Genomic DNA, 25,571 nt, shown 5'->3' on the forward strand with positions numbered 1-25,571 from the left:
CCGGCTGCGCTCAGGTGGTCGGCGGTTCGATGTCGGAGTCCAGCCGTACCCGGCGCGCGATGGCCAGGGTCGTCGGGTGGTCCTCTCCGAGGGTGCGTCTGGCCCGCGTCAGGGAGTCTTCGTAAAGGCGGTCCGCCTCCTCCGTACGCCCCAGGGCGCGCAGGGTGAGGGACAGGTTGGAGCCGCTGCCGATGACGTCGTAGTGATCGGGTCCGATCGCGGGCAGCAGTCCCTCCCGCGCCTGCGTCTCGATGTCGGCGGCCTCCTGGATCCGGCCGCTCTTCACCAGGTCGTTGGCGTGGTTGAGCATGCAGCTGTAGGTGTAGGGGTGGGTCTCCCCCAGGGCGGTGCGCAGGTGGTCCACGGTGCGTGCCGAGAGCGCGAGTGCCTCGTCGGTGCGGCCCAGCAGTCTGAGATACACCGAGGTGTTGTTCGCGCAGACCAGGGTGACGGGGTGCTCCTCGCCCAGGTAGTCCTTGTAGCGGTCGAGGGCCCGCTGGGAGTACTCCTCCAGCGCCTTGCCGGTGTCGCCGAGCGCGGCGAGGTCGCTGGCCAGGTTGCAGGTGACGGCGAGGGTGTCGTAGTGGTCGGCGCCGTGGGCCACGAGGTAGCGGTTGTAGATGTCCTTGTCGATGTCGTGGGCCTCGCCGTAGCGGCCGTCCCGGCGCAGGGCGACGGCGAGGTTCTTGCGGGCCCGCAGGGTGTCGCTGTGCCCGTCGCCGAGGAGCTGCTGGTAGAGGCGGGTGGTGGTCTCCAGGAGGCTCAGTGCCTGTTGGAGTTCTCCCGTCTCGCGCAGGTCCCGGGCGTAGTTGTTGGCCAGGTTGAGGGTGCGCGGCTTCATGCTGCCCTGGGTCTGGCGCTGGCGGTCGTAGGCCGACCGGTGCAGGGCCAGGGCCGCCTGCCGGTCGCCCGCCAGGTATTCGGACATGCCCAGGTTGTTGGCGTACATCAGGGTCCGCTGGTGGTCGTCGCCGAACTCGCGCAGGGCCACCTCGTAGGTGTTGCGGTCCAGTTTGCGGGCTTCCTGGTAGCGGCCGAGGTTGCGCAGGTCGGCGCCGACGTTGCCGGCCGCGGCGAGGGCGTCGTAGTGGTCGGCCCCCTTGGTGGCGGTGAACCGCCGCAGCACGTCGGAGTCGACGTCGTACGCCTCCACCAGCCGCCCCTGCGAGCGCAGTACGTTGCCCAGTTGGGTGCGCAGGAGCAGGGTGTGCACGTCGTCGGGGCCGCCGCCGGGGAAGTCGGGCCGTGCCCAGCGTTCCAGGGTGCGTACGGCGAGGTCGTCGGCCATCCCGTAGAGGCTGCGCCGCCACAGGTAGCGCACCGAGTCGACGATCAGCTTGCGGACCTCGGGGTCGGGGTCGGCGGCGGCGCGTGAGGGTTCCAGGTGGGGCAGGAGCTCGTCGTACTTGTCCCAGTCCGCGGGGGACTCGGGATTGCCGCGGTTGGCGTCCGCCAGCGCGGTGTGCACCACGCCCCGCAGTTCCGTCCAGCGCTGTGCGCCGACCCCGTCCCGGATGACCGCCTGGACCAGCCGGTGCACGGTCAGTGTCTCGGTGCCCTGGTCGCTGCGGGCCAGCCCGTACCGGTTGAGCAGGCGCAGCAGCTTCGCGACGGCCATGTCGTCGCGCAGGTCGTCCGCGTCCATGGTCAGGGCCCGGGTGACGGCCCGGCCGAACAGCAGCCGGGTGGGGATCGGGTCGGGGCCGAAGAAGGAGCAGATCTCCAGCATCTCCACGGCGGCCCGGTTGCCCTCGCGCAGGTCGTCCACCGCCAGCTTCCAGGTCTGGGCGGCGGAGGTGGGGTACTCCCGCAGCGGCAGCCGGGTGTCGTCGAGGATGTCCGCGGGGCGGTCGCGCAGCCGGGCGAGATAGATGTCGACGGGCATCGTGCTCTCGCTCAGCCAGGCCGCCGCCTGTCCCACCGCCAGCGGCAGGTCGCCGAGTTCGTGGGCGACCTGTTCCGCGTCCCCGGCGGCGAGCGAGGGGCTGAAGCGGCGGAGCAGTTCGACGCTCTCCGCGCGGCTGAAGACCGCCACCTCGGCCCGGCCCGCGCTGTTGACCCAGGCACGGTCGCGCGAGGTGATCAGCACATGCCCGCCGGGCGGCCCCTCCGGGAGGAGTCCCTCCAGTTCCGCGGGGCGGCCGGCGTTGTCGTACACCAGGAGCCAGCGGTCGTACGGCCGTCCCTGGCCCAGCGCGCGCAGCACGGCTTCGGCGGTGCCGCGCACGTCCTCGCCCTCCTCGAGGCCGAGGTCGCGGGCGAGGTCGGCGAGGGCGGAGGGCAGGAGGCCGGGCTGGGCGGCATCCAGCCACCAGACCACGTCGTAGGCGGACTTGTAGCGGTGCGCGTACTCCAGCGCGATCTGGGTCTTGCCCATGCCGCCGAGTCCGTACAGCACCTGGCTGGGCACGGTGGCGGAGGGTCCGGCGGTGAAGTTGTCGCGCAGCTGTTCGAGCAGCGGGCCGCGCCCGGTGAAGGACAGGTTGCGGGAGGGCAGGTGCACGGCGGGCGGCATCGAGCCGGGGAATCCGGACGGGGTCGTGACCGCCGGGACCGAACCGTCCGGCAGCCGGCGGCCGGCGGGCAGCCCGAGGACGGCGAGGAGCTGGTCGACGGCCTCGGCCGGGCCGCAACGGCTGAGGTCGGCGGCCATGCTCTCGAGGTAGGGCTCGGTGGCCGCCGGGTCGAGATCCTGGAGCCGGACGGCGACCAGACCGGGTCCGCCCGGTGTCTCGTACCCGGCCAGCTGGAGGCGGATCGCGGCGGCCCGCGCCTGGGCCGGGTACTCAGGTGTGAGCAGGGCCAGTACCCGGCCCTGGCCGTTCAGGGTGCCGACCACCTCGGGCAGGACACCGCCGTCCGGGCCGACCGTGCTGTGCAGCGAGGCCTGGTAGCCGGCCGACTCCAGGGCCTCCGCGACCCACTCGGCCCAGATCCGGCCGAGCGGCGCGTAGCTGACGTAGATCTGGGTGGGCAGCGTGCGGGGGGTCCGCAGGTAGGCGGCGCGCAGTTCGGCGCGCCGGTCCGCGGGCAGGGGTGCGAGCCGGCGTACCCGGCCTTCCGAGATCCAGTCGGTGAGCCGCTCGAACGCGGTGAGCAGTGACCGTTCCTGCCGGGGCCGGTCGGCGACCGTGGCGGGGATCTCCTCGTAGGCGTAGAACGCCTTGTAGGGGATCTCGATCTCGCCCCAGTAGCGGCTGCGTTCCTCTTCGGGCACCCAGTCCAGGAAGGTGTCGAACTCGGCGCGGGAGTAGTCCCGTCCGGCCTCCAGCCGTTCGGTCTCGGCCTCCTCGACCCGCATGGGGACCGGCAGCACCTTGATGGGGCGGGGCGCGGTGCGCCGTACGGCGGCCGCCGCGTCCACACCGCCGCTGATGCTCTGGACGCTCATGGTGAAGCAGTCGACGAGGATGTCGGGCAGGAGGATGGTGCAGATGCCGGAGGTGTCGCTCACTCCGGTCCGGCTGTCGATCAGCACGTAGTCGTAGGAGGAGACCATCTCCGCGCGCAGGGCCTGCAGGAAGTGCCCGCCGCCGTGCCGGTCGTAGAAGCTGTGCCAGTTGAAGCTGGTGACGGCGGCCGAGTAGGCGGCCGACTGGCGTCCGGCGGGCAGGAAGTCCAGACGGCCCCCGGAGGGCAGTTCCAGCAGCAGTCCGATGGTGTACGGCGTCGGGTCCGCGGCGGCCCGCAGCCAGCCGTCGTCCTCCGCCACGGCGGTCGCCGCGGGGCGTGCCGGGGAACCGCCGTCGGCGGCCGCGCGGACCGGGGGCGCCTGGGGGCTCAGTACGGTGCGGACGTAGGCCTGCACCATGTTGATCAGGCCGTTGGAGGAGCGCAGTTCGGGATCGACCAGCAGCGGGTGGAGATAGCGGTGCAGGCCGGGCGCCTCCAGGTCCCAGTCGACCAGGAGCACACGGTGACCGCCGGCGGCGAGGATCCAGCCGACGTTGGCCAACGCCATGGTGCGTCCGGTGCCGCCCTTGTACGAGTAGAACGTGACGATCTTGCCCGGTCCGGTGGGCCCACTGGTCATCGTCCTGTGTCCTTAGTCGCGAGCGGTTCGCCGGGCGGCTCCTCGGGGTCGCCGGTTCCGTACGCTCCGGTGTGCCGCGGCGGCTCCTGCGGGGGCGGGGCCGCCGGACGGGAGGCGGGGACGGCGTCGGGGGGCGTGGGCGGGGGACGCGGGCCGGCGGGGTCGGCCGGCCCGGGAATGGTGAGCCCGCTCAGCGGAGGCGGGGGCGGGCCCGCGGGAAGCCGGTAGGGGGTGGTGCTCTCCATCTCCATCAGCCGGTTCTGCGCCACCGCGAGCATCACGGCGAGCTGGGCGTCGAACTCGTCCGTGCCGACCTGCACCCGGAACAGCGGGTCGTGCGGATCGTTCTGGCGGCGCCAGTTGCGCCACAGGACCCGGCTCAGGTCCTGCCAGACCAGTTCGTCGGCGGTCTCCTCGTCGGAGTCGTGCGAGGGCACCAGGACGCAGGTGGCCGGGCGGTTCTGGCCGTCGTAGTCGGCGAGCGCGTCCCGGTAGGTCTGGATGCGCACGGCCCACGGGTCGACCAGCAGGATGCTCGTCTGGTTGTTCACCATCGTGTCGTCGAGGCGGCTGCTCAGTCCGTCGTCGACGACCTCGATGTTGCTGGTGTAGCCCTCCTGCACGATCACCCGCTGCGCCCGGTGGGCGACCGTGGGGTGCTTGGGCGGGTGGTACGGCGTCCACTCCCGCGGGGAACGCCCGTAGTACTCCGGCCGCTGCCGGCCCTGTGGCAGCGGGTCGGTGACACCGGCTGCCAGGAAGACCTGCACGTGCCCGGTGCCCGGTGCGGCGGCACCCTGGTGCTCGGCGGTCGGGAACAGGCCGCGTACGTCGCCGAGGTCGAGGCCGGGGGTCACCGGCAGCCGGAACCGCTCCGCGGCTATCCGCACCCGGGCGGCGATCTTCCTGACGATCCTGTGGTACTCCGGGCCGGTCGGGTCGGTGCGCAGGATCTGCATCAGGCCCTGTGCGGAGTACTCCGGGCCCATGCCCGCCTCGTGGTACTGGAAGCGGGCGACCTCGTCGGGGACCTCTGTATCCATGGGCTCCCACAGCACCGGAACCAGCGCCGGGACGTCCATCTCGGTCTCCCGGCGGTAGCGCAGGAGCCTCTCCCAGAAGGCCGTCCACTCCTTGCCGCAGTACTCGCTGTGCAGATACGCGGGCGAGTACAGGGCGACGAAGGCGCGGCAGTGTCCGACCGCCGCACCGAGGACCCTCGACCAGTCCGCTCCCAGACCGAGGCGCTCGACGTCGCGGAACGGCGGCTGTGCCGTCGAGTCGGCACCGATCCGGCGGAGCTCCAGCACGAGGTCGTCGTGGAACCGCTTCACGAACTCGTCGCGGTCGTCCTTCCGCGCATAACTGAGGAAGAAGTACGGCTCCTGAACCAAGGCGCCCCCCGATGCCTCCCCGGTCGACCTGGCGCCATGCCACGTGCATGCCGGAGTACGTCCGGGTCATACCCAGAGCGCCGATGACTCAAGCTGTCGGGTTCGGACATCTGTCCGGGTGTGCGGAGGGGGGTGGGAGGGGGTGGGAGGGGGTGGCAGGCGCCGGGATCTCAGAGCATCGACGAGTCGAAGGCGGCGTACGGAACACCGACCGGATGGACGGCCTCGTCGACCACGCGGCGCAGCACCGCGCCCAGCACGGTGTCCGGATGATCTTCGAGCAGCTCGTCCAGCGCGTCCATGCTCAGGCCGGCCACATCGAGCAGGCATGAGTCGATCCGGGCGCTAGCGTCCATCGGCATCCCTTACACACGCGCGTGCGCTGTCGGGGCCGTTGCACGCGAAACCTACCGCACCCTATAGGGAGGGTGCCGTGAGATTCCAAACGCCACAACCCGCTGTGCACGCTCACTGGACATAGGTGAGCGGTCCTCCCATCGTCCATACGATCAGGTGTGATCCACCAGCAGGTGCTGAAGGTTCCGGCATCGTCCTGGACGGCGGCCGTCGAGCCGGACGGCGAGATCCGCGACGGCGTCTGGGTCGCTGAACTCACCGGCGACGTTCTGGACGGCCGGCCCAAGGGCATGCGGCTGATCGCCAGGAAGGAACGACCGTACCCCGGGGCCCAGTTGCGGCTCACGGATGCGGACGGCATGCGGCTGACGTGCTTCGCCACCAACACCTCGGTCCGGCCGATCGCCGAACTCGAACTCCGTCACCGGCTGCGGGCCCGGGCCGAGGACCGCATCCGCGCCGCCCGCGCCACCGTCCTGCGCAACCTCTTCAACCGCATGATCGACTGCCTCCACCACAGCCTCACCCCACGGCACGAAAACGGTCCACCGACTCCGTCGGCGGACCGTCACGAAACTTCGAGGTCAGGGCCGTTTCCCGGCCGCCTCCTGGCTCATCCTTGCGGCGAGGGCCAGGAAGACCGAAAGATTCTGGACCATCTCCACGGGGAGCTTGGCCCACGGCTTTCCGTCACCATGCCGATGGATCTCCAGCCAGCCTTGTTTCACCGTGACCTGGTCGACCTCGTGCCAGCCGAGCCGGTGGTCGAGGTACCCGACACCGGCGGGATCGAGGTGGGCCCCGAAGAAGTCGACCCGTTCGCCCGCCTTCAGCCGGTCCCTGTCCTGCGGCAGCCGAACGCGCGTGAATGTCTTGTCCAGTTCGTCGATGAACCGGGCGACCCCCTTGTACGCGTCGGTCACCGCGATCTCGGCGCCCTCACGGGGACGCACCCAGAGTTCGTGTGTGGTGACGCTGGTGATCCCGTTCGTCACTTTGGTGCTGCTCCGCCGAACGCCGTCGATCTCGTCCCATGAGTACGCCTCCGGCACCTGCCCGGCGACCTCCCGGACGATGCCGTGCTGGTAGTGACCTACCCAGACCTGCGCCTGCCTTCTCGTGAGCGCGAGGAAGAGGAAATACCCGGCTGCGGCGACAATGGCGGCCCCCAAGATGAGCAGCGGCAGCCCGTAGTACCAGGCGCCGTCGCTCCGCTGGCCCTCCACCGCGGCCGAAATCCCCAGCCAGAGCACCGGCAGTCCGACCAGTGTCGGCAGCAGCACCACGATCCACGGGAAGCGCTTGGGCTCGGTCCACACCAGCCCCTGGCGCGAACCGAGTTCGAAGTCCCGCGCGACTCTGCCCATGGCGGGCGGAACAGGAGTGGAACCACGATCCGACACAAGCCCCCCAAGACCAGACAACAGAGGGCCATTATCGGGGGAGGGAAGCACGCATGGGAAGAACGTCTCGGCCCAGCCCATCGGTTGGGCGGACGGTCCCGCACCCTCGGGCCGGGACGGGCCTCGAATAGCCCGGCGGGAAGATCCGCGGGCATGGACCGCCACTTGATGCCGTTGTCGCACTGCCATTGCTTGAGCTACTGAACTCAGCGATCGGCCAGGTCGGCCCGATCGCCTTCGAACAGCGAACGGTGTCCACGACTCAGGGGAAGCCCCCCCGTTCACCGGGCGGGGTCGACTCGCAGGTCTCCGATTGTGTGCGGCACAACGCGAAGCTCGCCCGTGCGGACATGACAATCGCAAGCACGAGCCCAGCAAGGAGGAATACATAGAGGATCCGCCATGGCTGGGCCATCCGGTTGGGGCCGCGCATCCGCCTCATGCCAATCAGCAGCGTAAGTAACAAGGCGAACAGAAGCAGCGTCACCAGGAGATCCAGCACAGTGTCACTTTATGACCGCATCGGCCGTCTCCGACAGCCCTCATTCGCCGCCGCGGGGGCGCGGCGGCCTCGTGGCCTGTGCGGTGCGGCCCCCTGGGGCGCCACGGAGAGGTGCGCGACGGCCATCCGACCGAGACGGCCGCCTTGCAGGCGGTGGCCGAGAAGCTTGACATTCCACGCTCTGGTGCTCGGCGAGCCGCATGATCTCCGCGAAGTCGAGCGTGCAAGTCGGTCGATCTTGACGAACACGATCACGTCCAGTTCGGCGAGCCTGGTCAGGATGCGTTGCAGTCCCGGACGGTCGAGCCCGCGCGAGAAGCCCGAAACTCTATGTCTTCCTCGGCGGCCACGACCTCCCAGCCGCGTGCCTCGCACAGCGCTTCACAGGCCGCGCGCTGACGTTCGGGCGAAGTCGTCTCGTCGGTTTCGCGCGATAGGCGAACATAGACAGCGGCGCGCATCCCCGGCGCGCCGGCCGGGACGCCCTTCCGGCGTCGGGCACGGGGCATAGCCCGTGCTGTGACAGACGTTGGTTCTGTCATGAGACGACCCTATCTCCGGAGGTATGCGTGTCCTGCCTAATCGTCCAGTCCGACAAGACCCTGCTGCTGGAGGTCGACCACGAGCTGGCCGACGAGTGCCGTCGGGTCATCGCTCCGTTCGCGGAACTGGAGCGGGCGCCCGAGCACATCCACACCTACCGGGTGACCCCGCTGGGTCTGTGGAACGCGCGGGCCGCCGGGCACGACGCCGAGCAGGTGGTGGACGCGCTGGTGCAGTACAGCCGGTATCCGGTGCCGCACGCGCTGCTCGTCGACATCGCCGAGACGATGGACCGGTACGGCCGGCTCACCCTCAGCAAGCACCCCGCGCACGGGCTCGTCCTCACCACCACCGACCGGCCGGTGCTGGAGGAGATCCTGCGCTCGAAGCGGGTGGCACCGCTGGTCGGGGCTCGGCTCGACCCGGACACCGTGGCCGTGCACCCCTCCGAGCGCGGCCAGATCAAGCAGACGCTGCTGAAGCTGGGCTGGCCCGCCGAGGACCTCGCCGGGTACGTCGACGGCGAGGCGCACCCGATCGAGCTGCACGAGGACGGGTGGGCGCTGCGGCCCTACCAGAAGCAGGCCGTGGAGAACTTCTGGCACGGCGGCAGCGGGGTCGTCGTGCTGCCCTGCGGCGCCGGCAAGACCCTCGTCGGCGCCGGGGCCATGGCACAGGCCAAGTCGACCACCCTCATCCTCGTCACCAACACCGTCTCGGCCCGGCAGTGGAAGCACGAGCTCATCAAGCGTACGAGCCTGACCGAGGAGGAGATCGGCGAGTACAGCGGGACGCGCAAGGAGATCCGGCCCGTCACCATCGCCACCTACCAGGTGCTGACGACCAGGCGGAAGGGCGTCTACCAGCACCTCGAACTCTTCGACTCCCGGGACTGGGGGCTGATCCTCTACGACGAGGTGCACCTGCTGCCGGCGCCGGTCTTCAAGTTCACCGCCGATCTCCAGGCCCGGCGGCGGCTGGGGCTGACCGCGACCCTCGTGCGTGAGGACGGCCGGGAGTCGGACGTCTTCTCGCTCATCGGGCCCAAGCGGTTCGACGCGCCGTGGAAGGAGATCGAGGCGCAGGGGTACATCGCGCCCGCCGACTGTGTCGAGGTCCGGGTGAACCTCACGGACGCGGAGCGGCTCGCCTACGCCACCGCCGAGCAGGAGGAGAAGTACCGCTTCTGTGCCACCACCGCGACGAAGCGGAAGGTCACCGAGGCGATCGTGCGACGCTTCGCCGGGCAGCAGATCCTCGTCATCGGTCAGTACATCGACCAGCTGGACGAACTCGGCGAGCATCTGGGCGCTCCCGTCATCAAGGGCGAGACCTCCAACGCCCAGCGCGAGAAGCTCTTCGGCGCCTTCCGGGAGGGCGAGATCAGCGTGCTCGTGGTGTCCAAGGTCGCGAACTTCTCCATCGACCTGCCCGAGGCGACCGTCGCCGTCCAGGTCTCGGGGACCTTCGGGTCACGGCAGGAGGAGGCGCAGCGGCTGGGCCGGGTGCTGCGGCCCAAGGCCGACGGGCACAAGGCGCACTTCTACTCGGTCGTCGCCCGCGACACCCTCGACCAGGACTTCGCCGCGCACCGCCAGCGGTTCCTGGCGGAGCAGGGGTACGCCTACCGGATCATGGACGCGGACGAGCTGCTGGCGGAGGACCAGGGCTGAGGGCCGGGAGCTGAAGGTTGAGGGCGGAGGGGCCGGGACTACCTGCGGCGGACGCCGGCTTCCTCGCCGTACTCGCCGAGTATGACCACGCCGAAGGCGGCGCCCGCGAAGACGCGGATCGCGCGGAGGGCGTTGCCGAGGCGGTGGGTGCCGTGGAGGTCCGAGAGGGGCGTCGCCCCGGACGGGCGACCGGGCGCTGGGGTGAAGGTCGCTGCAGTCATGTCTCCATGGTGGCTTTCGAGGCATAAGGAGGGCATCGGCCCCAGGTAGCTCTTTCCTGTGCTACCTGAGTACCCCTTCGGGTGGAGCCTCCCCCCAGTGGGTGGAGGGTGATCCCCTAGGGGCCGGGCGGATCCGTGCGCGGCCCGGGGATATTCGTTGGCTTCCTCCCGCTCCGCCCCTCTAGAATCTCCGCTCTTGCCCGCCTCCCTCCCGGAGTGCCGCCGACCGGACGGAAACCGGCCGGTACACCGCCGCCGTCCACCCGGCAGCGACACCCCGCAGCACCTTCGGAGGCACCCCCTTGTCCAGGCCGTCCACGCCCGCGCCCGTAGCCGACGACCCCCTCGCCCGCGAACGCTCCCACCTGGCCGGCTCCCGTGCCGCGCTGCGTGCCATGCGCGAGGACGCCGAGTCGCTGGACATCAAGGACGTCACCGCGAACTGGGTCAACGCCGAGGTCCTGGCCCGCCAGATCGGCGAACGCATCAAGGCCCTGGCCGACCTCAGCGACACCCCGCTGTTCTTCGGCCGCCTCGACTATCTGCACTCCCCCGGTGCCGACCGGGCCGAGGGCGCCGACGGCGAGCGCTTCTACATCGGGCGCCGGCACGTCCACGACCACGACGGCGACCCGATGGTGATCGACTGGCGGGCGCCGGTCTCGCAGCCGTTCTACCGGGCGTCCAAGAAGGACCCGCTGGACGTCGGGCTGCGCCGCCGTTTCGGCTACACGCGCGGTGAGATCACGGCGTACGAGGACGAGCATCTGTCCGACCCCGACGAGGCCGCCGCCACCAGCAAGCTGCTCCAGCAGGAGATCGAGCGTCCGCGCGTCGGCCCGATGCGCGACATCGTGGCGACCATCCAGCCCGAGCAGGACGAGATCGTACGGTCCGGGCTCGGCGGAACCGTGTGCGTCCAGGGCGGCCCCGGCACCGGGAAGACCGCCGTCGGCCTGCACCGGGTCGCGTACCTCCTCTACGCCCACCGCGAGCGGCTCGCCCGCACCGGCACCCTCGTCATCGGACCGAACAGGTCCTTCCTGCACTACATCGAGCAAGTGCTGCCCGCGCTGGGCGAGTTGGCGGTCCGGCAGGCCACGGTGGACGACCTCGTGGCACACGTCGAGGTGAGCGGCGCCGACGACTCGGCGGCGGCGGTCCTCAAGGGCGACGCGAGGATGGCGGAGGTCCTCAAACGGGCCGTGTACTCACATGTGACCATGCCCGCCGAGCCGGTGATGGTCGTGCGCGGCTCGCGCAGGTGGCGCGTCCCGGCGTACGAGATCGAGGGCATGGTCCGGGAGCTGCTCGACCGGGACATCCGTTACGGCGCCGCCCGCGAGGCCCTTCCGCAGCGCATCGCGCACGTCGTGCTGGTGCAGATGGAGCGGTCCGGGGAGGCGCCGGACGACCGGGTGCAGGACGCGGTGGCCCGTAACGCGGCGGTGAAGGCGGCCGTCAAGTCGATCTGGCCGCAGGTGGATCCGGCGAAGCTGGTGTTCCGCCTGCTGACGGACGCGGACTTCCTCGCCGCGCACGCGAAGGGGATCCTCGACGAGGACGAGCAGGGGACGATCCTCTGGTCGAAGCCGGTCAGGAGCGTGAAGTCGGCCAAGTGGTCGGCTGCGGACACGGTGTTGATCGACGAGACGAGGGACATCGTGGAGCGCACGCACTCCCTCGGGCATGTGGTCCTCGACGAGGCGCAGGACCTGTCCCCCATGCAGTACCGCGCGGTGGGCCGTCGCTGCTCGACCGGTTCGGCGACCGTCCTCGGCGACCTGGCGCAGGGCACCACGCCCTGGGCGACGCGGAGTTGGGACGAGGCGCTGGCCCACCTCGGCAAGTCCGACGGCGTGATCGAGGAGCTGACGGCGGGTTTCCGCGTGCCGACGGACGTCATCACGTACGCCTCCCGTCTCCTCCCGCACATCGCACCGGGCCTTGCCCCGGTCGCGTCGGTCCGCGAGAATCCCGGGTTCTTCGACGTCCGCGGGATCGGCGGCGCGGGTGAAGTGGTCGCCGCGTGCGAGGAGTTGCTGCGCAACGAGGGTTCGACCGGTCTGATCGCCGCCGACGCCCGGGTCCCGGAACTGGGCGAGGCGCTGACGGCGGCGGGGATCGGCTTCCTGGCCCCCGGCGAGGAGACCACGGCCGAGACCCGGCTGACCCTGGTGCCCGCCTCCCTCGCCAAGGGTCTCGAGTACGACTACGTCGTGCTGGACGAGCCGCAGGCCGTGGTGGACGGCGAACCGGACGAACGCACAGGGCTGCGGCGGCTGTACGTGGCACTGACCCGAGCGGTGTCGGGCCTGATCGTGACGCACACGGCCCCGCTGCCGGCGCAGCTCGCGGAGTAGGGCGCGGGCGCCGAGAAACGGGTTCCCCGGGGGAGCGGCATCCACCGTTCCCCCCGAACGCCTCTCAGTCGCCGTCCAGTGCTTTCCTCCACCGTGCGACCGCCGGGGCCGAGACCGGCCGGTCCCAGCCCTGCGGGCGGGCCGCTCCGCCGATGTGGAAGCCGTCGACGCCGGCGGCCAGGAGTCGCGGCACGTGCTCCAGCCGCAGCCCGCCGCCGACCAACAGCCGTTGCTCGTAGCCGGGTTCGCCGCGCCGCGCCGCCTCGGCGAGCAGCGTGGGCAGTCCGTCGTCCACTCCGGCGGCGGACCCGGCCGTGAGATACGTGTCCAGTCCCGGCAGGCCGTCGAGCTGCTTCCGCAGGGCGTTCCGGTCGGCGGCGTGGTCGATGGCCCGGTGGAAGGTCCAGCGGCACCCGTCCAGCACCTCCACGACCCGCTCCACGGCGCTCAGATCCACGGTGCCGTCCGCGTCCAGGAACCCCAGGACGAACTCCTCGGCCCCGGCGTCCCGCAGCTCCCGGGCCGCCCGGACCACCCGCGAGACGTCGCCGGCGCCGAATCCGTCGGACAGCCGCAGCATCACCCGCAGCGAGATGTCCACGGCGGACCGGATCGCGGCGACCGTGGAGACCGCCGGTGTCAGGCCGTCCGCCGCCATGTCGGTGACCAGTTCCAGCCGGTCCGCGCCTCCGGCCTGGGCGGCGGCCGCGTCCTCGGCGCCGAGGGCGATCACCTCCAGGACTGCACGCTTGCTCATGGGACCCCATTCGTCGACGGTCTCGGTCTCGGGCGGCTACAGGTCTAGTCCAATTCAAGAGTACGCCGGTACGGGGTCCTGTTCACCAGCGCGTCCCAGCCGAACACATCCGGCTCCCCCACCTCCGCCGTCACACGGGACAATGAGGCCATGGCCGACCTCGACGACCTCCGCGTCCGTTTCGCCCGCGCCCTGGAGAACACCCGGTCCGGGTCCGGCGGCCCCGACCCGGCGCCGTACGCCGACGATCTCCTCCGGCGCTGGCAGGAGCCGCAGCGGCGGTACCACACCCTCGCCCACCTCACGGCGGTCCTGGACCACGTCGACGTGCTGGAGACGTACGCCGACGATCCGGACGTGGTGCGTCTCGCCGCGTGGTTCCACGACGCCGTCTATCTCCCCGACCGCTCCGAGAACGAGGACCGCTCCGCCCGCCTCGCCGAACGCGCCCTGCCCGAAGCCGGGGTCCCCCCGCAGCGGACGGCCGAGGTCGCCCGCCTCGTCCGCCTCACCACCACCCACGCCCCCGGCGCCGACGACCGCGACGGCCAGGTCCTCTGCGACGCCGACCTCGCGATCCTCGCCGCCCCGCCCGCCGCCTACGCCGCCTACACGGCCGCCGTACGCGAGGAGTACGGCTTCGTCCCGAGCGACGCCTTCCGCGAGGGCAGGTCCGCGATCCTGCGCCAACTGCTCGATCTGCCGAGGCTGTTCAGGACGCCGTACGGGGAGCGGGAATGGGAGGCGACGGCCCGCCACAACCTCGCTTCGGAGCTGGAAATGCTGTCGCTCTGAGACGCCCGGCGCCTTAGCCTGCCCGCATGGCAGACATGGGCGGGGACTTGGGCGGAGACCGGGTGACGGAGGCCGTCGCGGACGCGGTGACGGTGCTGCGGAAGGCGGTGGACCGGGACTGGGGCGCGGTCCGGGCCGGCCGGGTGGAGTGGAACTGTCTGGAGACGGCCGAGCACATCGCGGGCGATCTGATCGCGTACGCAGGGCAGTTGGCGGGCCGGGCGCAGGACGCGTACGTCCCCTTCGACATCCACTTCGAGGACGGCACGGACGCCGAGGGCGCCCTCCAGGTGATCGAGACGGCGGGCACGCTCCTCGCCGCGACGATCCGCGCCACTCCGCGCGAGGTCCGCGCCTTCCACCCGCACCCCTTCCGCAGCGCGAACCGCGTGGGTTTCGCCGCGATGGGCGTCGCCGAGGTGGTGCTTCACACGTACGACATCGCGGAGGGCCTGGGCCTCGCGTACGAGCCCCCCGCCCATCTCCCCGAGTACGTGCTGACCCGGATCTTCCCCGCCGTCCAGCCCGGCCCCGACGCCTGGCGCACCCTTCTGTGGGCCACCGGGCGCGGCGAGCTGCCCGGCCGTGCCCCGCGCACGGAGTGGCGCTGGAGCAACAACCTCGTCCTGCCCACCGAACGGCTCACCCTCCAGGGCGTCACCCCCGCGGCCGCCGCCGACCTCGCCACGGGCGGCGACGGTGGCTTCGCGTGGGTCGAGGACGGCCCCTTCGAGGGCACCCGCGAGGCCGCCGCCATGACCACCAAGGCCTACGAAGCCGGCGTCCACCGACCGGAGTTCGGCCTGTTCGCCCTCGTACGGCGGGAGGACGGCCGCGCGGTCGGCGGCATGGGCTTCCACGGCGCCCCGGACGAGGACGGCTGCGCGGAGGTCGGCTACGACCTCGCCGAGAGCGCCCGCGGCAACGGCTACGCCACCGAGGCCCTGCACACGCTGAGCGACTGGGCCCTGGCCCGCGACGACGTCCGCAGCCTCTGCGCCACCATCGAGCCCGACAACGCGGCCTCCCAGCGCGTGATCGCGCGCGCCGGGTTCAACCGGGCGAGCGTGGAGCAGGAGCAGGCCTACGGCGAGTCGGAACCGGGCCTACGCCTGTACATCCGCACCACCCGGACCGACTGACCGCCGCCCCCTATCGTCCCTTCGGCCGACGCAGCCCCGCCGCCACCAGCAGGCGTACCACCTCGCGGCTGGTGACCTCCACCGCGCCCGCGGCCACCACGTCGGCATAGCGGTGGGAGGGGATGTCGTAGTGGTCGCGTTCGAAGGCGCGCCGGGGGACGCCCAGCCCGTCGGCGAACAGGTGGAGTTCGTCGAAGGAGACGTCGCTGACCAGGTGGGACCACATGCGGCCGTGGCCCGGCCAGGCCGGGGGGTCGATGTACACGGTCACGTGGAGGACGTCCCGCCCGTCGCGGAGCCCAGCGAGCCGACCGCTGCGACCTTCACACCCGCCTTGTGGCACACCCAGTGCGGGTCGGGGCCGAGCTCCGGTTCCACCTCAAGGGCGTGCGGGTCGCCGGAGCCGCACACCGGGCACAGGGGCCAGCGGCCGTACCGTTCCAGGAGGGCGTCCTGGACGTCCTGGGCTATCAGTCCCGCCACGTACTCCGCGCCGTCGGGCCACTGCTCCACCCACCACCGCCGCTGCACGACGGAGTCCTCGACCATCGACACCACGTCCGCCGCGGCGACCTCGCCCGCGGCCAGATCGGCGAGTACGAGGGCGCGTGCCGCGTGCAGCGCCTGTTCCAGGGGGCTGATCGGGGCACCGGGCGTGTCAGGGGTGTCGGAGGGGTCCATGCACCCATTGTGCGCAGGCTTGACCCCGGCACCGACCCGAAAATATCTTTCATACGTGACCCGGGAAGTGAAGGAAATTTTCGGAAACGCGCTCGCCGCGAAGGTGCGCACGCTGGGTCCGTCCATGACCCGCTCCATGCAGCGGGTCGCGGAGGCCGTGGCGAAGGACCCCGCGGGGTGCGCCGTGCTCACCGTCACCGGCCTGGCGGAACTGACCGGGACGAGCGAGGCGACCGTCGTACGGACGGCCCGGCTGCTGGGCTATCCCGGGTACCGCGACCTCCGGCTCGCCCTCGCCGGGCTCGCCGCGCAGCAGCAGTCCGGGCGGGCGCCCGCGATCACCACCGACATCGCGGTGGACGATCCCCTCGCCGACGTCGTGGCGAAACTCGCGTACGACGAGCAGCAGACCCTCGCGGACACGGCGGCCGGACTGGACGTCGCGCAGCTGGGCGCGGCGGTCGCCGCGACGGCCTCGGCCCGGCGTATCGACGTGTACGGGGTCGGCGCCTCCGGTCTCGTCGCGCAGGACCTCACGCAGAAGCTGCTGCGGATAGGGCTGATAGCGCAGGCGCACAGCGATCCGCACCTGGCCGTGACGAACGCCGTGCAGCTGCGCACGGGGGACGTGGCGATCGCCATCACGCACTCCGGGTCCACGGGGGACGTCATCGAGCCCCTGCGGGTCGCCTTCGAGCACGGGGCCACGACGGTGGCGATCACCGGCCGGCCGGGCGGTGCGGTGGCCCAGTACGCCGATCATGTGCTGACCACGTCCACGGCCCGGGAGAGTGAACTGAGGCCGGCGGCGATGTCGTCCCGGACCAGTCAGCTGCTGGTGGTGGACTGTCTGTTCGTGGGCGTGGCGCAGCGGACGTACGAGACGGCGGCGCCGGCGCTGGCCGCGTCCTATGAAGCACTGGCGCACCGGCACCGCCGTCAGGCGCCGGGTTCCCGGTAGAAGTCAGTCCCGAAGAAAGAGCCGCTCCTCCATGACCTTCCCCTCCGGCCCCCGTGATCTGCAAGCCCAGTTGGAGAGCCTGACCACCGAGGCCTTCCGGCCCGAGCTCGCCGATGTCGACCGGTTGCCGACCCTCGACATCGCCCGGCTGATGAACGGCGAGGACGCCACCGTCCCCGTGGCCGTCGCGCGGCGGCTGCCCGAGATCGCCGCCGCCATCGACGCCGTCGCCGACCGCATGGCCCGCGGCGGGCGGCTGATCTACGCCGGTGCCGGTACCGCCGGTCGGCTCGGGGTGCTGGACGCCTCCGAGTGCCCGCCGACCTTCAACACCGACCCCGCGCAGGTCGTGGGAGTGATCGCGGGCGGCCCCGAGGCCATGGTCACCTCGGTCGAAGGGGCCGAGGACTCCGCGGAACTGGCGCGGGCCGACCTGGACGCGCTCGCGGTGAGCGCCGTGGACAGCGTGGTCGGGGTGTCCGCGTCGGGTCGTACCCCCTATGCCGTGGGGGCGGTCGAACATGCCCGCGCACGGGGGGCGTTGACCGTCGGCCTGTCCTGCAACGCCGACAGCGCGCTGGCCGCGGCCGCCGATCACGGCATCGAGGTGGTCGTGGGCCCCGAACTGCTCACCGGCTCGACCCGGCTCAAGGCCGGTACCGCCCAGAAGCTCGTCCTCAACATGCTGTCGACGATCACGATGATCCGCCTCGGCAAGACCTACGGGAACCTGATGGTCGACGTACGCGCCTCGAACGAGAAACTGCGCGCCCGGTCCCGCCGCATCGTCGCTCTCGCCACCGGTGCCGACGACGAGGAGGTCGAGCGCGCTCTGGCCGCCACCGGCGGCGAGGTGAAGAACGCGATCCTGACCATTCTGGCCGACGTCGACGGCCAGATGGCCGCCCGCCTCCTTCAGGAGACGGGCGGCCATCTGCGGGCCGCGCTGGCGGCCACCACTCAGTGACGAGGGTGCTAGCCCACGCTCACCGAGTACGCGCTGGTGCTCAGCTTGCCCTTGCCGGTGAAGACCTCGGTGCCCGCCTCGACGCTCGTCAGGTACGAGGTGTTCGCCATCAGCCGCTTCTGCACCAGGGTGTTGGCGAGCGCGGTGAGGTCGGTCGTCGCACTGTTGGTGTTGGCGACGCGGACGAACGAGTAGACGTTCCAGCTGCTGGTGACCTTGCCGCTGCTGTCCTTGTTGGTGATCTTGCCGACGTAGAGGTCCCAGGTGGAACCGGCGGCGGTGACCCGCTCGCGCTTCGTGCCCAGGGGGCCGGCGCCGTTCTGGTGGTTGAGCCAGACCATCATCTCGTCGTGGGGCTGGTCCTGCCAGTCCGGGTTGGACTTGGTGTGGAACCACACGTCGTAGGCGACGTTCATGACCGTGGGCGTGTTCTGGGTGATGTTGAACGCCCAGGAACTGGTCACCTTGCGGCCGCTGTTGAGGCGGACGGGCAGCTTGGTGTTGTTCTGCTTCCAGCCCCAGTGCCAGCCCAGCACGATGCTCCCGTAGGCCTTCACACTGGTCTTGTCGCCCGTCCAGTCGAAGGACGTCTCCCAGTTGGCCTTGCCGCTGCGGTAGGAGTTGAGCCAGGTGCACTGCTTGCCGGTGGCGTTCTTGGCGCCCCAGACGTTGTTGTTGAGGTAGTACGGCGGAATGCTGACGGTGTTGAACGCCGTGCAGTTGTCCTTGGCCACGGCAGGCGCGGGGGCCGGGGCGGGGGCGGCCGTCGCCATCTGGGAGGCCAGCAGCAGAGGCGCCGCCGCGAGAGCGGTCACCAGGAGTTTCCGGCGATGGTTCATGGGGCGGTTCCTTACCTGTAGGTGACGTCCGTGGACTTGTAGATGCAGTTCCGGCCGTCCGGCCCTGACCCGGTCTTCGTCGGCTCGCCGGAGGTCGTGCCGCGGAACTTCTGGCAGACCACGATCTTGCGGGCGGAGTCGCCGACGACGGTGATCCGTGACAGGCGCGCGGTGTCCCCGTACGGCGTGGCGTTGATGCCGACGACGTCGAGGCCGGGCGCCTTGACGGTGACGTTGTCCACCACGACGTGGCGGGTGTACTGCGTCCGGCAGACGCCGCAGGAGCGGTAGAGCTTGCCGAAGTCGGACACCTCGAAGTTGCGGATGACGAACGTGCCCGGCCCGTTGTGCTGGAACACCTTGTCCGCGGCCTTGCGGGCACCGCCTCCGTCGACGGTCATCGTCTGGTTGGCGCGGGTGCCCTTGAAGGTGGCCGCGTCCTCGCCGACGTCCTCCCACCACACGTTCTTGAGCGTGCAGGTGCCGCGGCAGTGGATACCGTCGGCGGCCGGGGAACCGATGATCACGTTGGAGACCGTGGCGCCGTCGGCCAGCTCCAGGATCGGGTCCTGGCCCTCGACCTGACCGCTGCCGCCGAGGGCGCCGGTGCCGACGAAGCGGGTGAAGTCGAAGTTCTTGTTGCCGCTGACCGGCTTGGTCGTGGAGACCTTCTCGACGCGCTTGGCGGTGGGCCAGACTGCGGCCGGTCGCGCCTGCGCGGACCGCGACGACACGGTCGTCGAGGCCGTCGACGACCCGGTGGCCGCGGACGCGCCCGCGGTCAGGGGTGTGGTGCTCAGTACGGCGGTGGCGGCCAGGGCGATGCCCGCGGCGCGCAGCGAACGGATCCGGATCATGCGGCCGTCACCGCCGACGGGCGTGCCCGGTGCGGCCGGGACTGTGCCTGTGCCTGTGCCTGTGCCGCGGTGGGCGACAGGGGCACCAGCGCCGTGGCCGCGAGTGCGGTCAGCGGCGCGAGCGTGCGTGTTCGGATGGTCATGAACGCATCTTCACCAAATGCACTGAAATTCCGCATTTCGGACGGAGCGAATGATGATCGCTCTGCGTCACCGCCGGACCGTCAAGGACCCTTCGGCCGACCAGACCAGGGTGTAGCGCCAGAAGAGACGGCGCCGCAGCCGGACCCCGGGCAGCACCCGGCCGGCCTCCCGGACCACCTCCGTGTACGGCACGTCGGGCTGCCGGGTCACGGCGGTCATCGCGACGGGAAGCGACGCCTTCCGACCCCGGTGCTTGAGCCACCCGGTGACCGCGTTGAGCGGGACGGAGGCCAGGCCGAGCAACTGCTGGACACGGGTGTCCTCCTGGGCCACACCCACGATCACCAGGGTTCCGCCGGGGGCCAGTTGACGACGGAAGCGGGCGAGGGCCCCGGCCAGGGGGAGGTGGTGGAGCACGGCGACGCAGGTGATGACGTCGTAGGGGCCTTCGTCGTACGACAGCGCGTCCGCAACGGAGTAGGTGACGGGGAGGCCGGGGTCCGTCAACTCCCGTGCCTCGCCGATGATCCGCTCGTCGCTGTCGATGCCGTGCACGTGTGTCGCGCGGGTCGCCAGCAGCCGGACGAGATCTCCCGAACCGCAGCCGACGTCGAGGGCCCGGCCGAAGCGCGAGGGCAACTGCCGCAGCAGCCACGGGTGGAAGTGGGCGTTGTGGGACCAGGGGTGGGCGTCGTTGAAGGCCTGGAGAGCGGCGAGGACGCGGGGCGTGAGAAGGCGCATGGGGCCCATTTCAACAGGGCATGCGCCCCTCCCTGTTGACCTTGCGCACCCTCGCCCGCAGCACGTCGGCCTGCGGCGCGGCCCCGAGGGACTGCGGCGGACAGTCCCACTCCCGGCCGCCACCGAGCGGCCTGAGCTGCACCCTTCCGCCGAGGTGCCCCATCACCTCCCCCACCCGTCCGTCCCGCACATCGACGGCGTACGAACCCACCGGCGGCCTCTCCCCCCGCAGTACCGACGCCAGCCGCTCCGCCGTACGTACGTTGCAGCGCCCCAGGTCGACCAGCGGGAAGGGCTCGTCACCGGCCCCGGTGAGCGGGTCCACGGCGAGGGACGGCAGCACGACCCCGACGCCGACGAGGGCCTCCCGCAGGGACTCCAGGACTTCTTCGGTCGACCGCACGCTTCCTCCATCGGCACGCTGGGTTGGTGATTCACGACACAGCGTGGCGGTCACGGCTCTAACCTGGCCAGACAGAGCATCCCAACAACCTCAGCTGGTGGATCGGGAGTCACGCATGGCAGGACCGAAGGATCTGGACCCGTCATCGTCACCGAGGGCGCTGCTGGGCGCGGAGTTGCGTCACGCGCGGGAGAAGGCGGGCCTGAGCCAGGAGGAGTTGGGGCAACGGCTGTTCGTGAGCGGGTCGTTCGTGGGGCAGCTGGAGGCGGGGACGCGGAGGATGCAACCGGATGTCGCGCGACAGCTGGACGAGGTGCTCGGGACGGAGGACTTCTTCCAGCGGAACTGTGGGGCGGCGGCGAAGTCGAAGTATCCCGAGCACTTCGCGGAAGCGGCGGAGGCAGAGGCCGGGGCAACGGAGATCAGGGAATATGTGCAGCTCCTGATCCCCGGGCTGCTCCAGACGCCCGCGTACGCACGGGCCGTGTGCCGCGCGTATCAGCCGACAGCCAACGAAGAGGGGATCGAAGAGTTGGTGGCAGCCCGGGTGGAGCGCGCCCGGGTCCTCGACGATCCAACAGCGCCTCTGTTGTGGGCGGTAATTGACGAGGCGGCGCTGCGTCGGGCGGTGGGCGGGCGCGAGGTGATGGCGGAGGCGCTGCGCCACCTCGCCGGGCTGGCCCGGCGCGGTCGGGCCATCGTGCAGGTGCTCCCTTTCGAGGCGGGAGCACACGCCGCGATGGAAGGCTCCCTCAAGTTGATGGATTTCGAGGACGCACCTCCACTGGTCTACTTCGAGGGCGTCGGCACTGGTCGGCTGGAGGACGATCCGGCCATCATCAAACACCAGCGCTTCACCTATCAGCTCCTCACTGCCTACGCCCTCTCCCCGCAGAACTCCCTGGCTCTCATCGAAGCGATGGCGCAGGATTACGCCCATGAGGAACACCCCTGAGGCCTGGCGCAAGTCCAGCTACAGCGGCGGCAGCGGCGGCAACTGCCTCGAAGTGGCCGTAGGCCACCCCACCGCCGTTCCCGTCCGTGACTCCAAGAACCCCCGAGGCCCGAAGCTCATGCTCCGGCCGGAGGCATGGTCGGCGTTCGTACAAGCCGTCGCGGCCCAAGAGGTCAGGACCTGACCTATATGCCTCCTAGCGTGTGGCCTGTCGACGGCATCGCAATCCACGGAGGGCCACACCATGACCACTGCCACGAAGACCACCCTGCCCACAGGCGAGCGCGCCGACCTGCTGGAGGCGCTGGCCAAGCAGCGGCACTTCTTGCGCTTCACCACCCGTGACCTCACCGACGAGCAGGCCGGGCAGCGGACCACCGTCAGCGAACTGTGTCTCGGCGGCCTGATCAAGCACGTCACGTCGGTGGAACGAAACTGGGTGCGCTTCATTCAGGACGGGCCGTCGTCGATGGGCGACTTCACCGCCATGACCGAGGACGACTGGGCCCGGCGGGCGGACGAGTTCCGGATGCTGCCCGGCGAGACCCTGGCCGGCGTGCTGGCCGCCTACGCGGAGACGGCCGACCGGACGGACGAACTGGTCGCCGCTCTGCCCGACCTGGACGCCGCCCACCCGCTGCCCAAGGCCCCGTGGTTCGAGGGCGGAGCGAAGTGGTCGGCCCGCAGGGTGCTGCTGCACATCGTCGCCGAGACCGCCCAGCACGCCGGCCACGCCGACATCGTCCGGGAGGCCCTGGACGGCGCCAAGAGCATGGGCTGACCCACCGACCGGCCGCGAAGCCGCCATCGCCGCGTACATCGACCGCCTGTCCGAGGGCGCCGACATCTCCGTAAAGACGCTGGCCAAGCAGCTGCCGTACGGCCAGTGCGCTCTCGGCACCGCGCTCAACCGCCTCCAACAGGCGGGCCACTTGCGCCGGGGGCCGCCCGGAGGCCCTGCCAGGAGGCGTGTGCAAGGGCTGCCAGGGCGGACGCACTCCCGCGCGCCCCGCCACGCTCCCGCCCGCCCCCGTGATCCACGCTCTCGCGGACGAGATCAGGGCTGCGATGTCGCTGGAACGAGAAGAGCGGACGTACGCATGATGACCGACCCGAACCCGCCGCTGTTGCGGCGGCCAGCCCACACACTCGCAGGTGTGTACAGTTTTCCCATGGACACGTATCCGCTCGTCGAAGCCCGCAACCAGCTCGGCCAACTGGTCGGCCGGGTCCGGCACGGACAGGAGCAGATCCTGATCACCGAGTACGGCAAACCCGCCGCGGCGCTCATCCCGATCAGCGAACTGGAAGAGCTGCAGCGACTGCGTGATGAGGCGGACATCGCCGAGGCGCGCGCTCGTGAGGTCGCGCCGGCCGGCCCGCCGATGTCCCACGACGAGTTCATGGCACAGCTGGAGGCGGAAGATCGCCGAGAGGCCGCTTCGTGACGTACACGGTGGTGTGGGAGAACCACGCCATGGACGAGTTCCGACGGCTCCGCGCCCTCGATCCGGTAGGTGCCAAGGCGACTGCCATGGCAGTACGTGCCCTCGCCGACGATCCCCGTCCCGATGCCGCCCGTGCCCTGGAACCTCCGGCTACCACCGGCTGCACGTCGGAAGTTGGCGCGTGCTGTACCGGCCGGCCGGACCCACCGTCACCGTGCATGTGCTGAAGGTCGGCCGCAGCAACTGAGCCCGGCCCCCGCGACAACCGGAGCCACCCATGAACCACGCCCAGCTCACCGTCCTAGGCCGTGCCCTCCGTGTGCTCGGCGAGCACGGGGAGGCTCTCGCCGGCGACACCTCCGACGCCAAGCTGTACGAGGTCAAGGCCGACCTCAAGCGGGCTGTCGAGCTGCTGGAGGACAGCGTCAACGCCCCCGCCCCCACCACCCGCTGCGCCGAGCATCCAGGCGGCCCGGTCGACGAGAACGCCCACGACCTGTGCCTGCTGTGCGAGACGCGCCGCAGGGCGGCCCGGCGGACGCAGATCAACGGCCCCGGAGCGCAGCCCCGGTCCGCCGGCGGTGCCCCCTCCCGTTACGGCGTCCGCGAGGACCGCCCCCAGCCGCAGCAGCGCTGGCTGCCCGAGCAGTGGACGGGCCAGGAGTGGCAGCTGTGCGGGACGCCGAGGCGGGACCGGCACGAGGCGGAGCTGTACATCAACGCCCAACGCCGGGCCCCGCGCGCCGCGATGGCGTACCGGCTCGTCCACGAGTTCACCGACTACGAGGTGCTGCGCGTGTGGGGCACGCCGGTGAAGGTGGACATCGAGCCGCTCGGGAACCTCTAGAGCCCTGGCCTCCGGCTACTTCAGCAGCGGCAGTGCCGCGAAGTCGTACCCCTCCCACAGCCGGCGCGAAACCTCCTCCGGGTACGGCCGCACCTGCGGCTCCACGTCCAGGACCCGGGTCAGCCGGTCCTCGCCGTCGTACGCGGGCCACCCCGGGTCCCCGGTCCGCGCGAACGCCGTCCACGCCGACTGGAAGTGCGCGGTCAGTGTCTTCGCCTCCGGCGGGACCCCGCTTCCCGCGAACAGGAGCTTGCCGAGGTCGGCGTCGTACGTGCCGAACAGCAGCGGGATGTCCAGGCCGTGGCACGCGCCGAGCGCGCCGCCGAACCCCGGTGCGGGCCAGACGAGTTCGTAGAGGTGGGCCCGGCCGCCACCCGCGGTCTGCGCCTCGGCCAGCCGCAGGGACGGCAGGCTGAACAGCCAGTCCGTCTGTACACGTTCGTGGAGTTCGCTGGGTGTGGCGTCCGGATAGGCCTCGCGGTAGGAGCGTTCACCGTCCGGGCCCGGCGCGAACATCCGCAACGCCGACGCCGCCTGCTCCTCGGTGATCTTGCCGTTCCGGTCGGCGAGAACGAGGAAGAGCCGGTACTCGTCCCGGTTGTGCCCGACGAGCAGCTCCACGTCCCGGGCGGCGCCCGACGCCAGGGCCTCCCAGGGCGTGCACGGCAGCACCTCGCCGTCGACGACCGGCGAGAAGGGCGTGACGGTGGGCACCACCCGGCCCCACCGGTCGTCGTACTCACGCATCCGCAGGCTCAACCGCTCGCCCACCGCGGGGAGTTGATGCGGGTCCACGGCGGACAGCGCGGCGGCCGTCGGTGCCAGGCCCGCCTCCTTGCCGATCTCCACCGCGATGTCCCGGGCGAGTTCGGCGGAGAAGTACGTGCCGGGCACGCTCTGCGCGACGGCCCGCCCGAACAGTCCCCGCGCGCTCGGCATCGCCAGCAGCGAGGCGACGGACCCCGCGCCCGCCGACTCCCCGAACACCGTGACCTGCCCGGGGTCCCCGCCGAACGCCGTGATGTTGTCCCGCACCCACTGAAGCGCGGCGACCTGGTCCAGCAGCCCCCGGTTCGCGGGCGCCCCCTCCAGCAGGGTGAACCCCTCAATGCCCACGCGGTAGTTGAGGGTGACGACGACCACGTCACCGGCGCGTGCGAGGTGCTGGGCGTCGTAGCCGGGGCTGCCCGAGTGACCGAGCTTGTAGGCGCCGCCGTAGATCCACACCATCACCGGGCGGCGGGCCGCCGGGTCCGCCTCGGGCGTCCAGACGTTGACCGTCAGCCAGTCGTCGCCGGTGGGCGCCGCGAGCTCTCCGGCGCGCCCCTGGAAGCCCGCCTCCTGCGGGGGCGGCGGCCCGAACTCGTACGCCTGCCGGGTCCCCTCCCAGCTCTTGACGGGCCGTGGCGCCTGGAACCGCGCCTGCCCCACCGGCGGTTCGGCGAACGGGATGCCCCGGAAGACCACGAGCCCGTCCTCGGCACGCCCGCGCACGGCACCGGCCGCGGTGCGTACGTCGAGGTCCCCGGCTGACGTCATCGTCGA

26 protein-coding genes and 2 pseudogenes are annotated in these 25,571 nt (G+C 71.1%); 12 read left to right on the plus strand and 16 right to left on the minus strand.

All coding sequences use genetic code 11. The annotated features are described in order from the left end of the window. Positions 1 to 10 precede the first annotated feature (10 nt). The 3 genes from fxsT to fxsA all read right to left on the minus strand — a co-directional run bounded on the left by fxsT (position 11) and on the right by fxsA (position 5,783). On the minus strand, positions 11 to 4,033 hold the full coding sequence (fxsT, locus tag OHT57_RS22735) for an FxSxx-COOH system tetratricopeptide repeat protein (protein ID WP_328748324.1): 4,023 nt from the start codon (positions 4,031 to 4,033) through the stop codon (positions 11 to 13). Beyond that, positions 4,030 to 5,427 (minus strand): FxsC protein, encoded by a 1,398-nt coding sequence (fsxC, locus tag OHT57_RS22740; RefSeq protein ID WP_328748325.1) that lies wholly within the window; start codon positions 5,425 to 5,427, stop codon positions 4,030 to 4,032. The genes fxsT and fsxC overlap by 4 nt, the downstream gene beginning before the upstream one ends. A 170-nt stretch (positions 5,428 to 5,597) precedes the next feature. Next, positions 5,598 to 5,783, minus strand: a complete 186-nt coding sequence (gene fxsA, locus OHT57_RS22745) for an FxSxx-COOH cyclophane-containing RiPP peptide (RefSeq protein ID WP_328748326.1) — start codon at positions 5,781 to 5,783, stop codon at positions 5,598 to 5,600. A 180-nt stretch (positions 5,784 to 5,963) separates the two neighbouring features. Here fxsA and OHT57_RS22750 point away from each other — a divergent pair. After that, positions 5,964 to 6,272 (plus strand): annotated as a pseudogene (locus OHT57_RS22750) (IS1380 family transposase); the annotation flags it as partial. 96 nt (positions 6,273 to 6,368) lie between these two features. On the opposite strand, the gene OHT57_RS22755 reads toward OHT57_RS22750, so the two are convergent. The 3 genes and pseudogenes from OHT57_RS22755 to OHT57_RS47480 all read right to left on the minus strand — a co-directional run bounded on the left by OHT57_RS22755 (position 6,369) and on the right by OHT57_RS47480 (position 8,231). Next, on the minus strand, positions 6,369 to 7,151 hold the full coding sequence (locus OHT57_RS22755) for a DUF6585 family protein (protein ID WP_328748327.1): 783 nt from the start codon (positions 7,149 to 7,151) through the stop codon (positions 6,369 to 6,371). Positions 7,152 to 7,449: 298 nt separating this feature from the next. Beyond that, positions 7,450 to 7,689 carry a hypothetical protein gene (locus OHT57_RS22760; protein ID WP_328748328.1) on the minus strand — a complete coding sequence of 80 codons (240 nt, stop codon included), beginning with the start codon at positions 7,687 to 7,689 and terminating at the stop codon, positions 7,450 to 7,452. 9 nt (positions 7,690 to 7,698) lie between these two features. Next, a pseudogene (locus OHT57_RS47480) lies at positions 7,699 to 8,231 on the minus strand (recombinase family protein). 27 nt (positions 8,232 to 8,258) lie between these two features. Here OHT57_RS47480 and OHT57_RS22765 point away from each other — a divergent pair. Next, positions 8,259 to 9,905 carry a DNA repair helicase XPB gene (locus OHT57_RS22765; protein WP_328748329.1) on the plus strand — a complete coding sequence of 549 codons (1,647 nt, stop codon included), beginning with the start codon at positions 8,259 to 8,261 and terminating at the stop codon, positions 9,903 to 9,905. Between the two features lie 38 nt (positions 9,906 to 9,943). Here the strand turns inward: OHT57_RS22765 and OHT57_RS22770 are convergent, their stop codons facing one another. Continuing rightward, complete coding sequence (locus OHT57_RS22770) at positions 9,944 to 10,126, minus strand: hypothetical protein (RefSeq protein ID WP_328748330.1); 183 nt, start codon at positions 10,124 to 10,126, stop codon at positions 9,944 to 9,946. A 302-nt stretch (positions 10,127 to 10,428) separates the two neighbouring features. On the opposite strand from OHT57_RS22770, the gene OHT57_RS22775 reads away from it, so the two are divergent. Then, on the plus strand, positions 10,429 to 12,489 hold the full coding sequence (locus OHT57_RS22775; RefSeq protein ID WP_443053474.1) for a HelD family protein: 2,061 nt from the start codon (positions 10,429 to 10,431) through the stop codon (positions 12,487 to 12,489). Between the two features lie 64 nt (positions 12,490 to 12,553). Here the strand turns inward: OHT57_RS22775 and OHT57_RS22780 are convergent, their stop codons facing one another. Continuing rightward, positions 12,554 to 13,246 carry a copper homeostasis protein CutC gene (locus tag OHT57_RS22780; protein WP_328748331.1) on the minus strand — a complete coding sequence of 231 codons (693 nt, stop codon included), beginning with the start codon at positions 13,244 to 13,246 and terminating at the stop codon, positions 12,554 to 12,556. A gap of 150 nt (positions 13,247 to 13,396) precedes the next feature. Here OHT57_RS22780 and OHT57_RS22785 point away from each other — a divergent pair, with 150 nt between their 5' ends. Both OHT57_RS22785 and OHT57_RS22790 read left to right on the plus strand, forming a co-directional pair. Next, a complete protein-coding gene (locus OHT57_RS22785; protein WP_328748332.1) occupies positions 13,397 to 14,041 on the plus strand; it encodes an HD domain-containing protein in 645 nt (214 codons plus the stop codon). Between the two features lie 35 nt (positions 14,042 to 14,076). Beyond that, positions 14,077 to 15,183, plus strand: coding sequence for a GNAT family N-acetyltransferase (locus OHT57_RS22790; protein WP_328753292.1), 1,107 nt, complete (start codon positions 14,077 to 14,079; stop codon positions 15,181 to 15,183). 10 nt (positions 15,184 to 15,193) lie between these two features. Here OHT57_RS22790 and OHT57_RS22795 read toward each other — a convergent pair whose 3' ends face one another. Next, the gene (locus OHT57_RS22795) at positions 15,194 to 15,454 is read right to left on the minus strand and encodes a DUF4031 domain-containing protein (RefSeq protein ID WP_328748333.1); all 261 of its coding nucleotides are present in this window, start codon (positions 15,452 to 15,454) and stop codon (positions 15,194 to 15,196) included. Next, entirely contained in the window at positions 15,451 to 15,864 is a 414-nt protein-coding gene (locus tag OHT57_RS22800; RefSeq protein WP_328748334.1) for a hypothetical protein, read from the minus strand. Before OHT57_RS22800 ends, OHT57_RS22795 begins: the two co-directional genes overlap by 4 nt. A 55-nt stretch (positions 15,865 to 15,919) precedes the next feature. On the opposite strand from OHT57_RS22800, the gene OHT57_RS22805 reads away from it, so the two are divergent. Both OHT57_RS22805 and murQ read left to right on the plus strand, forming a co-directional pair. Next, positions 15,920 to 16,825, plus strand: a complete 906-nt coding sequence (locus tag OHT57_RS22805; protein WP_443053475.1) for a MurR/RpiR family transcriptional regulator — start codon at positions 15,920 to 15,922, stop codon at positions 16,823 to 16,825. Positions 16,826 to 16,856: 31 nt separating this feature from the next. Next, the gene (murQ, locus tag OHT57_RS22810; protein ID WP_328748336.1) at positions 16,857 to 17,792 is read left to right on the plus strand and encodes an N-acetylmuramic acid 6-phosphate etherase; all 936 of its coding nucleotides are present in this window, start codon (positions 16,857 to 16,859) and stop codon (positions 17,790 to 17,792) included. An 8-nt stretch (positions 17,793 to 17,800) separates the two neighbouring features. Here the strand turns inward: murQ and OHT57_RS22815 are convergent, their stop codons facing one another. The 5 genes from OHT57_RS22815 to OHT57_RS22835 form a co-directional block, all read right to left on the minus strand. Beyond that, positions 17,801 to 18,631 (minus strand): GH12 family glycosyl hydrolase domain-containing protein, encoded by an 831-nt coding sequence (locus OHT57_RS22815; RefSeq protein WP_328748337.1) that lies wholly within the window; start codon positions 18,629 to 18,631, stop codon positions 17,801 to 17,803. 11 nt (positions 18,632 to 18,642) lie between these two features. Further along, positions 18,643 to 19,488: a pectate lyase gene (locus OHT57_RS22820; RefSeq protein ID WP_328748338.1), complete on the minus strand. Its 846-nt coding sequence runs from the start codon at positions 19,486 to 19,488 to the stop codon at positions 18,643 to 18,645. Then, complete coding sequence (locus tag OHT57_RS22825) at positions 19,485 to 19,631, minus strand: hypothetical protein (protein WP_328748339.1); 147 nt, start codon at positions 19,629 to 19,631, stop codon at positions 19,485 to 19,487. Before OHT57_RS22825 ends, OHT57_RS22820 begins: the two co-directional genes overlap by 4 nt. Positions 19,632 to 19,698: 67 nt before the next feature. Continuing rightward, positions 19,699 to 20,373 (minus strand): class I SAM-dependent methyltransferase, encoded by a 675-nt coding sequence (locus tag OHT57_RS22830; RefSeq protein ID WP_328748340.1) that lies wholly within the window; start codon positions 20,371 to 20,373, stop codon positions 19,699 to 19,701. Between the two features lie 10 nt (positions 20,374 to 20,383). Continuing rightward, positions 20,384 to 20,776 carry a hypothetical protein gene (locus tag OHT57_RS22835; RefSeq protein WP_328748341.1) on the minus strand — a complete coding sequence of 131 codons (393 nt, stop codon included), beginning with the start codon at positions 20,774 to 20,776 and terminating at the stop codon, positions 20,384 to 20,386. Between the two features lie 115 nt (positions 20,777 to 20,891). Between OHT57_RS22835 and OHT57_RS22840 the strand changes: the two genes are divergently transcribed. The 5 genes from OHT57_RS22840 to OHT57_RS22860 all read left to right on the plus strand — a co-directional run bounded on the left by OHT57_RS22840 (position 20,892) and on the right by OHT57_RS22860 (position 24,026). Beyond that, a complete protein-coding gene (locus OHT57_RS22840; RefSeq protein ID WP_328748342.1) occupies positions 20,892 to 21,731 on the plus strand; it encodes a helix-turn-helix domain-containing protein in 840 nt (279 codons plus the stop codon). Continuing rightward, a complete protein-coding gene (locus tag OHT57_RS22845; protein WP_328748343.1) occupies positions 21,715 to 21,915 on the plus strand; it encodes a DUF397 domain-containing protein in 201 nt (66 codons plus the stop codon). Before OHT57_RS22840 ends, OHT57_RS22845 begins: the two co-directional genes overlap by 17 nt. 60 nt (positions 21,916 to 21,975) lie before the next feature. After that, positions 21,976 to 22,512: a DinB family protein gene (locus OHT57_RS22850; RefSeq protein WP_328748344.1), complete on the plus strand. Its 537-nt coding sequence runs from the start codon at positions 21,976 to 21,978 to the stop codon at positions 22,510 to 22,512. Between the two features lie 391 nt (positions 22,513 to 22,903). Beyond that, entirely contained in the window at positions 22,904 to 23,179 is a 276-nt protein-coding gene (locus tag OHT57_RS22855) for a type II toxin-antitoxin system Phd/YefM family antitoxin (RefSeq protein WP_328748345.1), read from the plus strand. Positions 23,180 to 23,456: 277 nt separating this feature from the next. Further along, complete coding sequence (locus tag OHT57_RS22860; protein WP_328748346.1) at positions 23,457 to 24,026, plus strand: hypothetical protein; 570 nt, start codon at positions 23,457 to 23,459, stop codon at positions 24,024 to 24,026. A gap of 15 nt (positions 24,027 to 24,041) precedes the next feature. On the opposite strand, the gene OHT57_RS22865 is transcribed toward OHT57_RS22860, so the two are convergent. Then, complete coding sequence (locus OHT57_RS22865) at positions 24,042 to 25,565, minus strand: carboxylesterase/lipase family protein (RefSeq protein ID WP_328748347.1); 1,524 nt, start codon at positions 25,563 to 25,565, stop codon at positions 24,042 to 24,044. Positions 25,566 to 25,571: the final 6 nt, after the last annotated feature.

This window comes from Streptomyces sp. NBC_00285 (assembly GCF_036174265.1).
Lineage (GTDB): Bacteria > Actinomycetota > Actinomycetes > Streptomycetales > Streptomycetaceae > Streptomyces.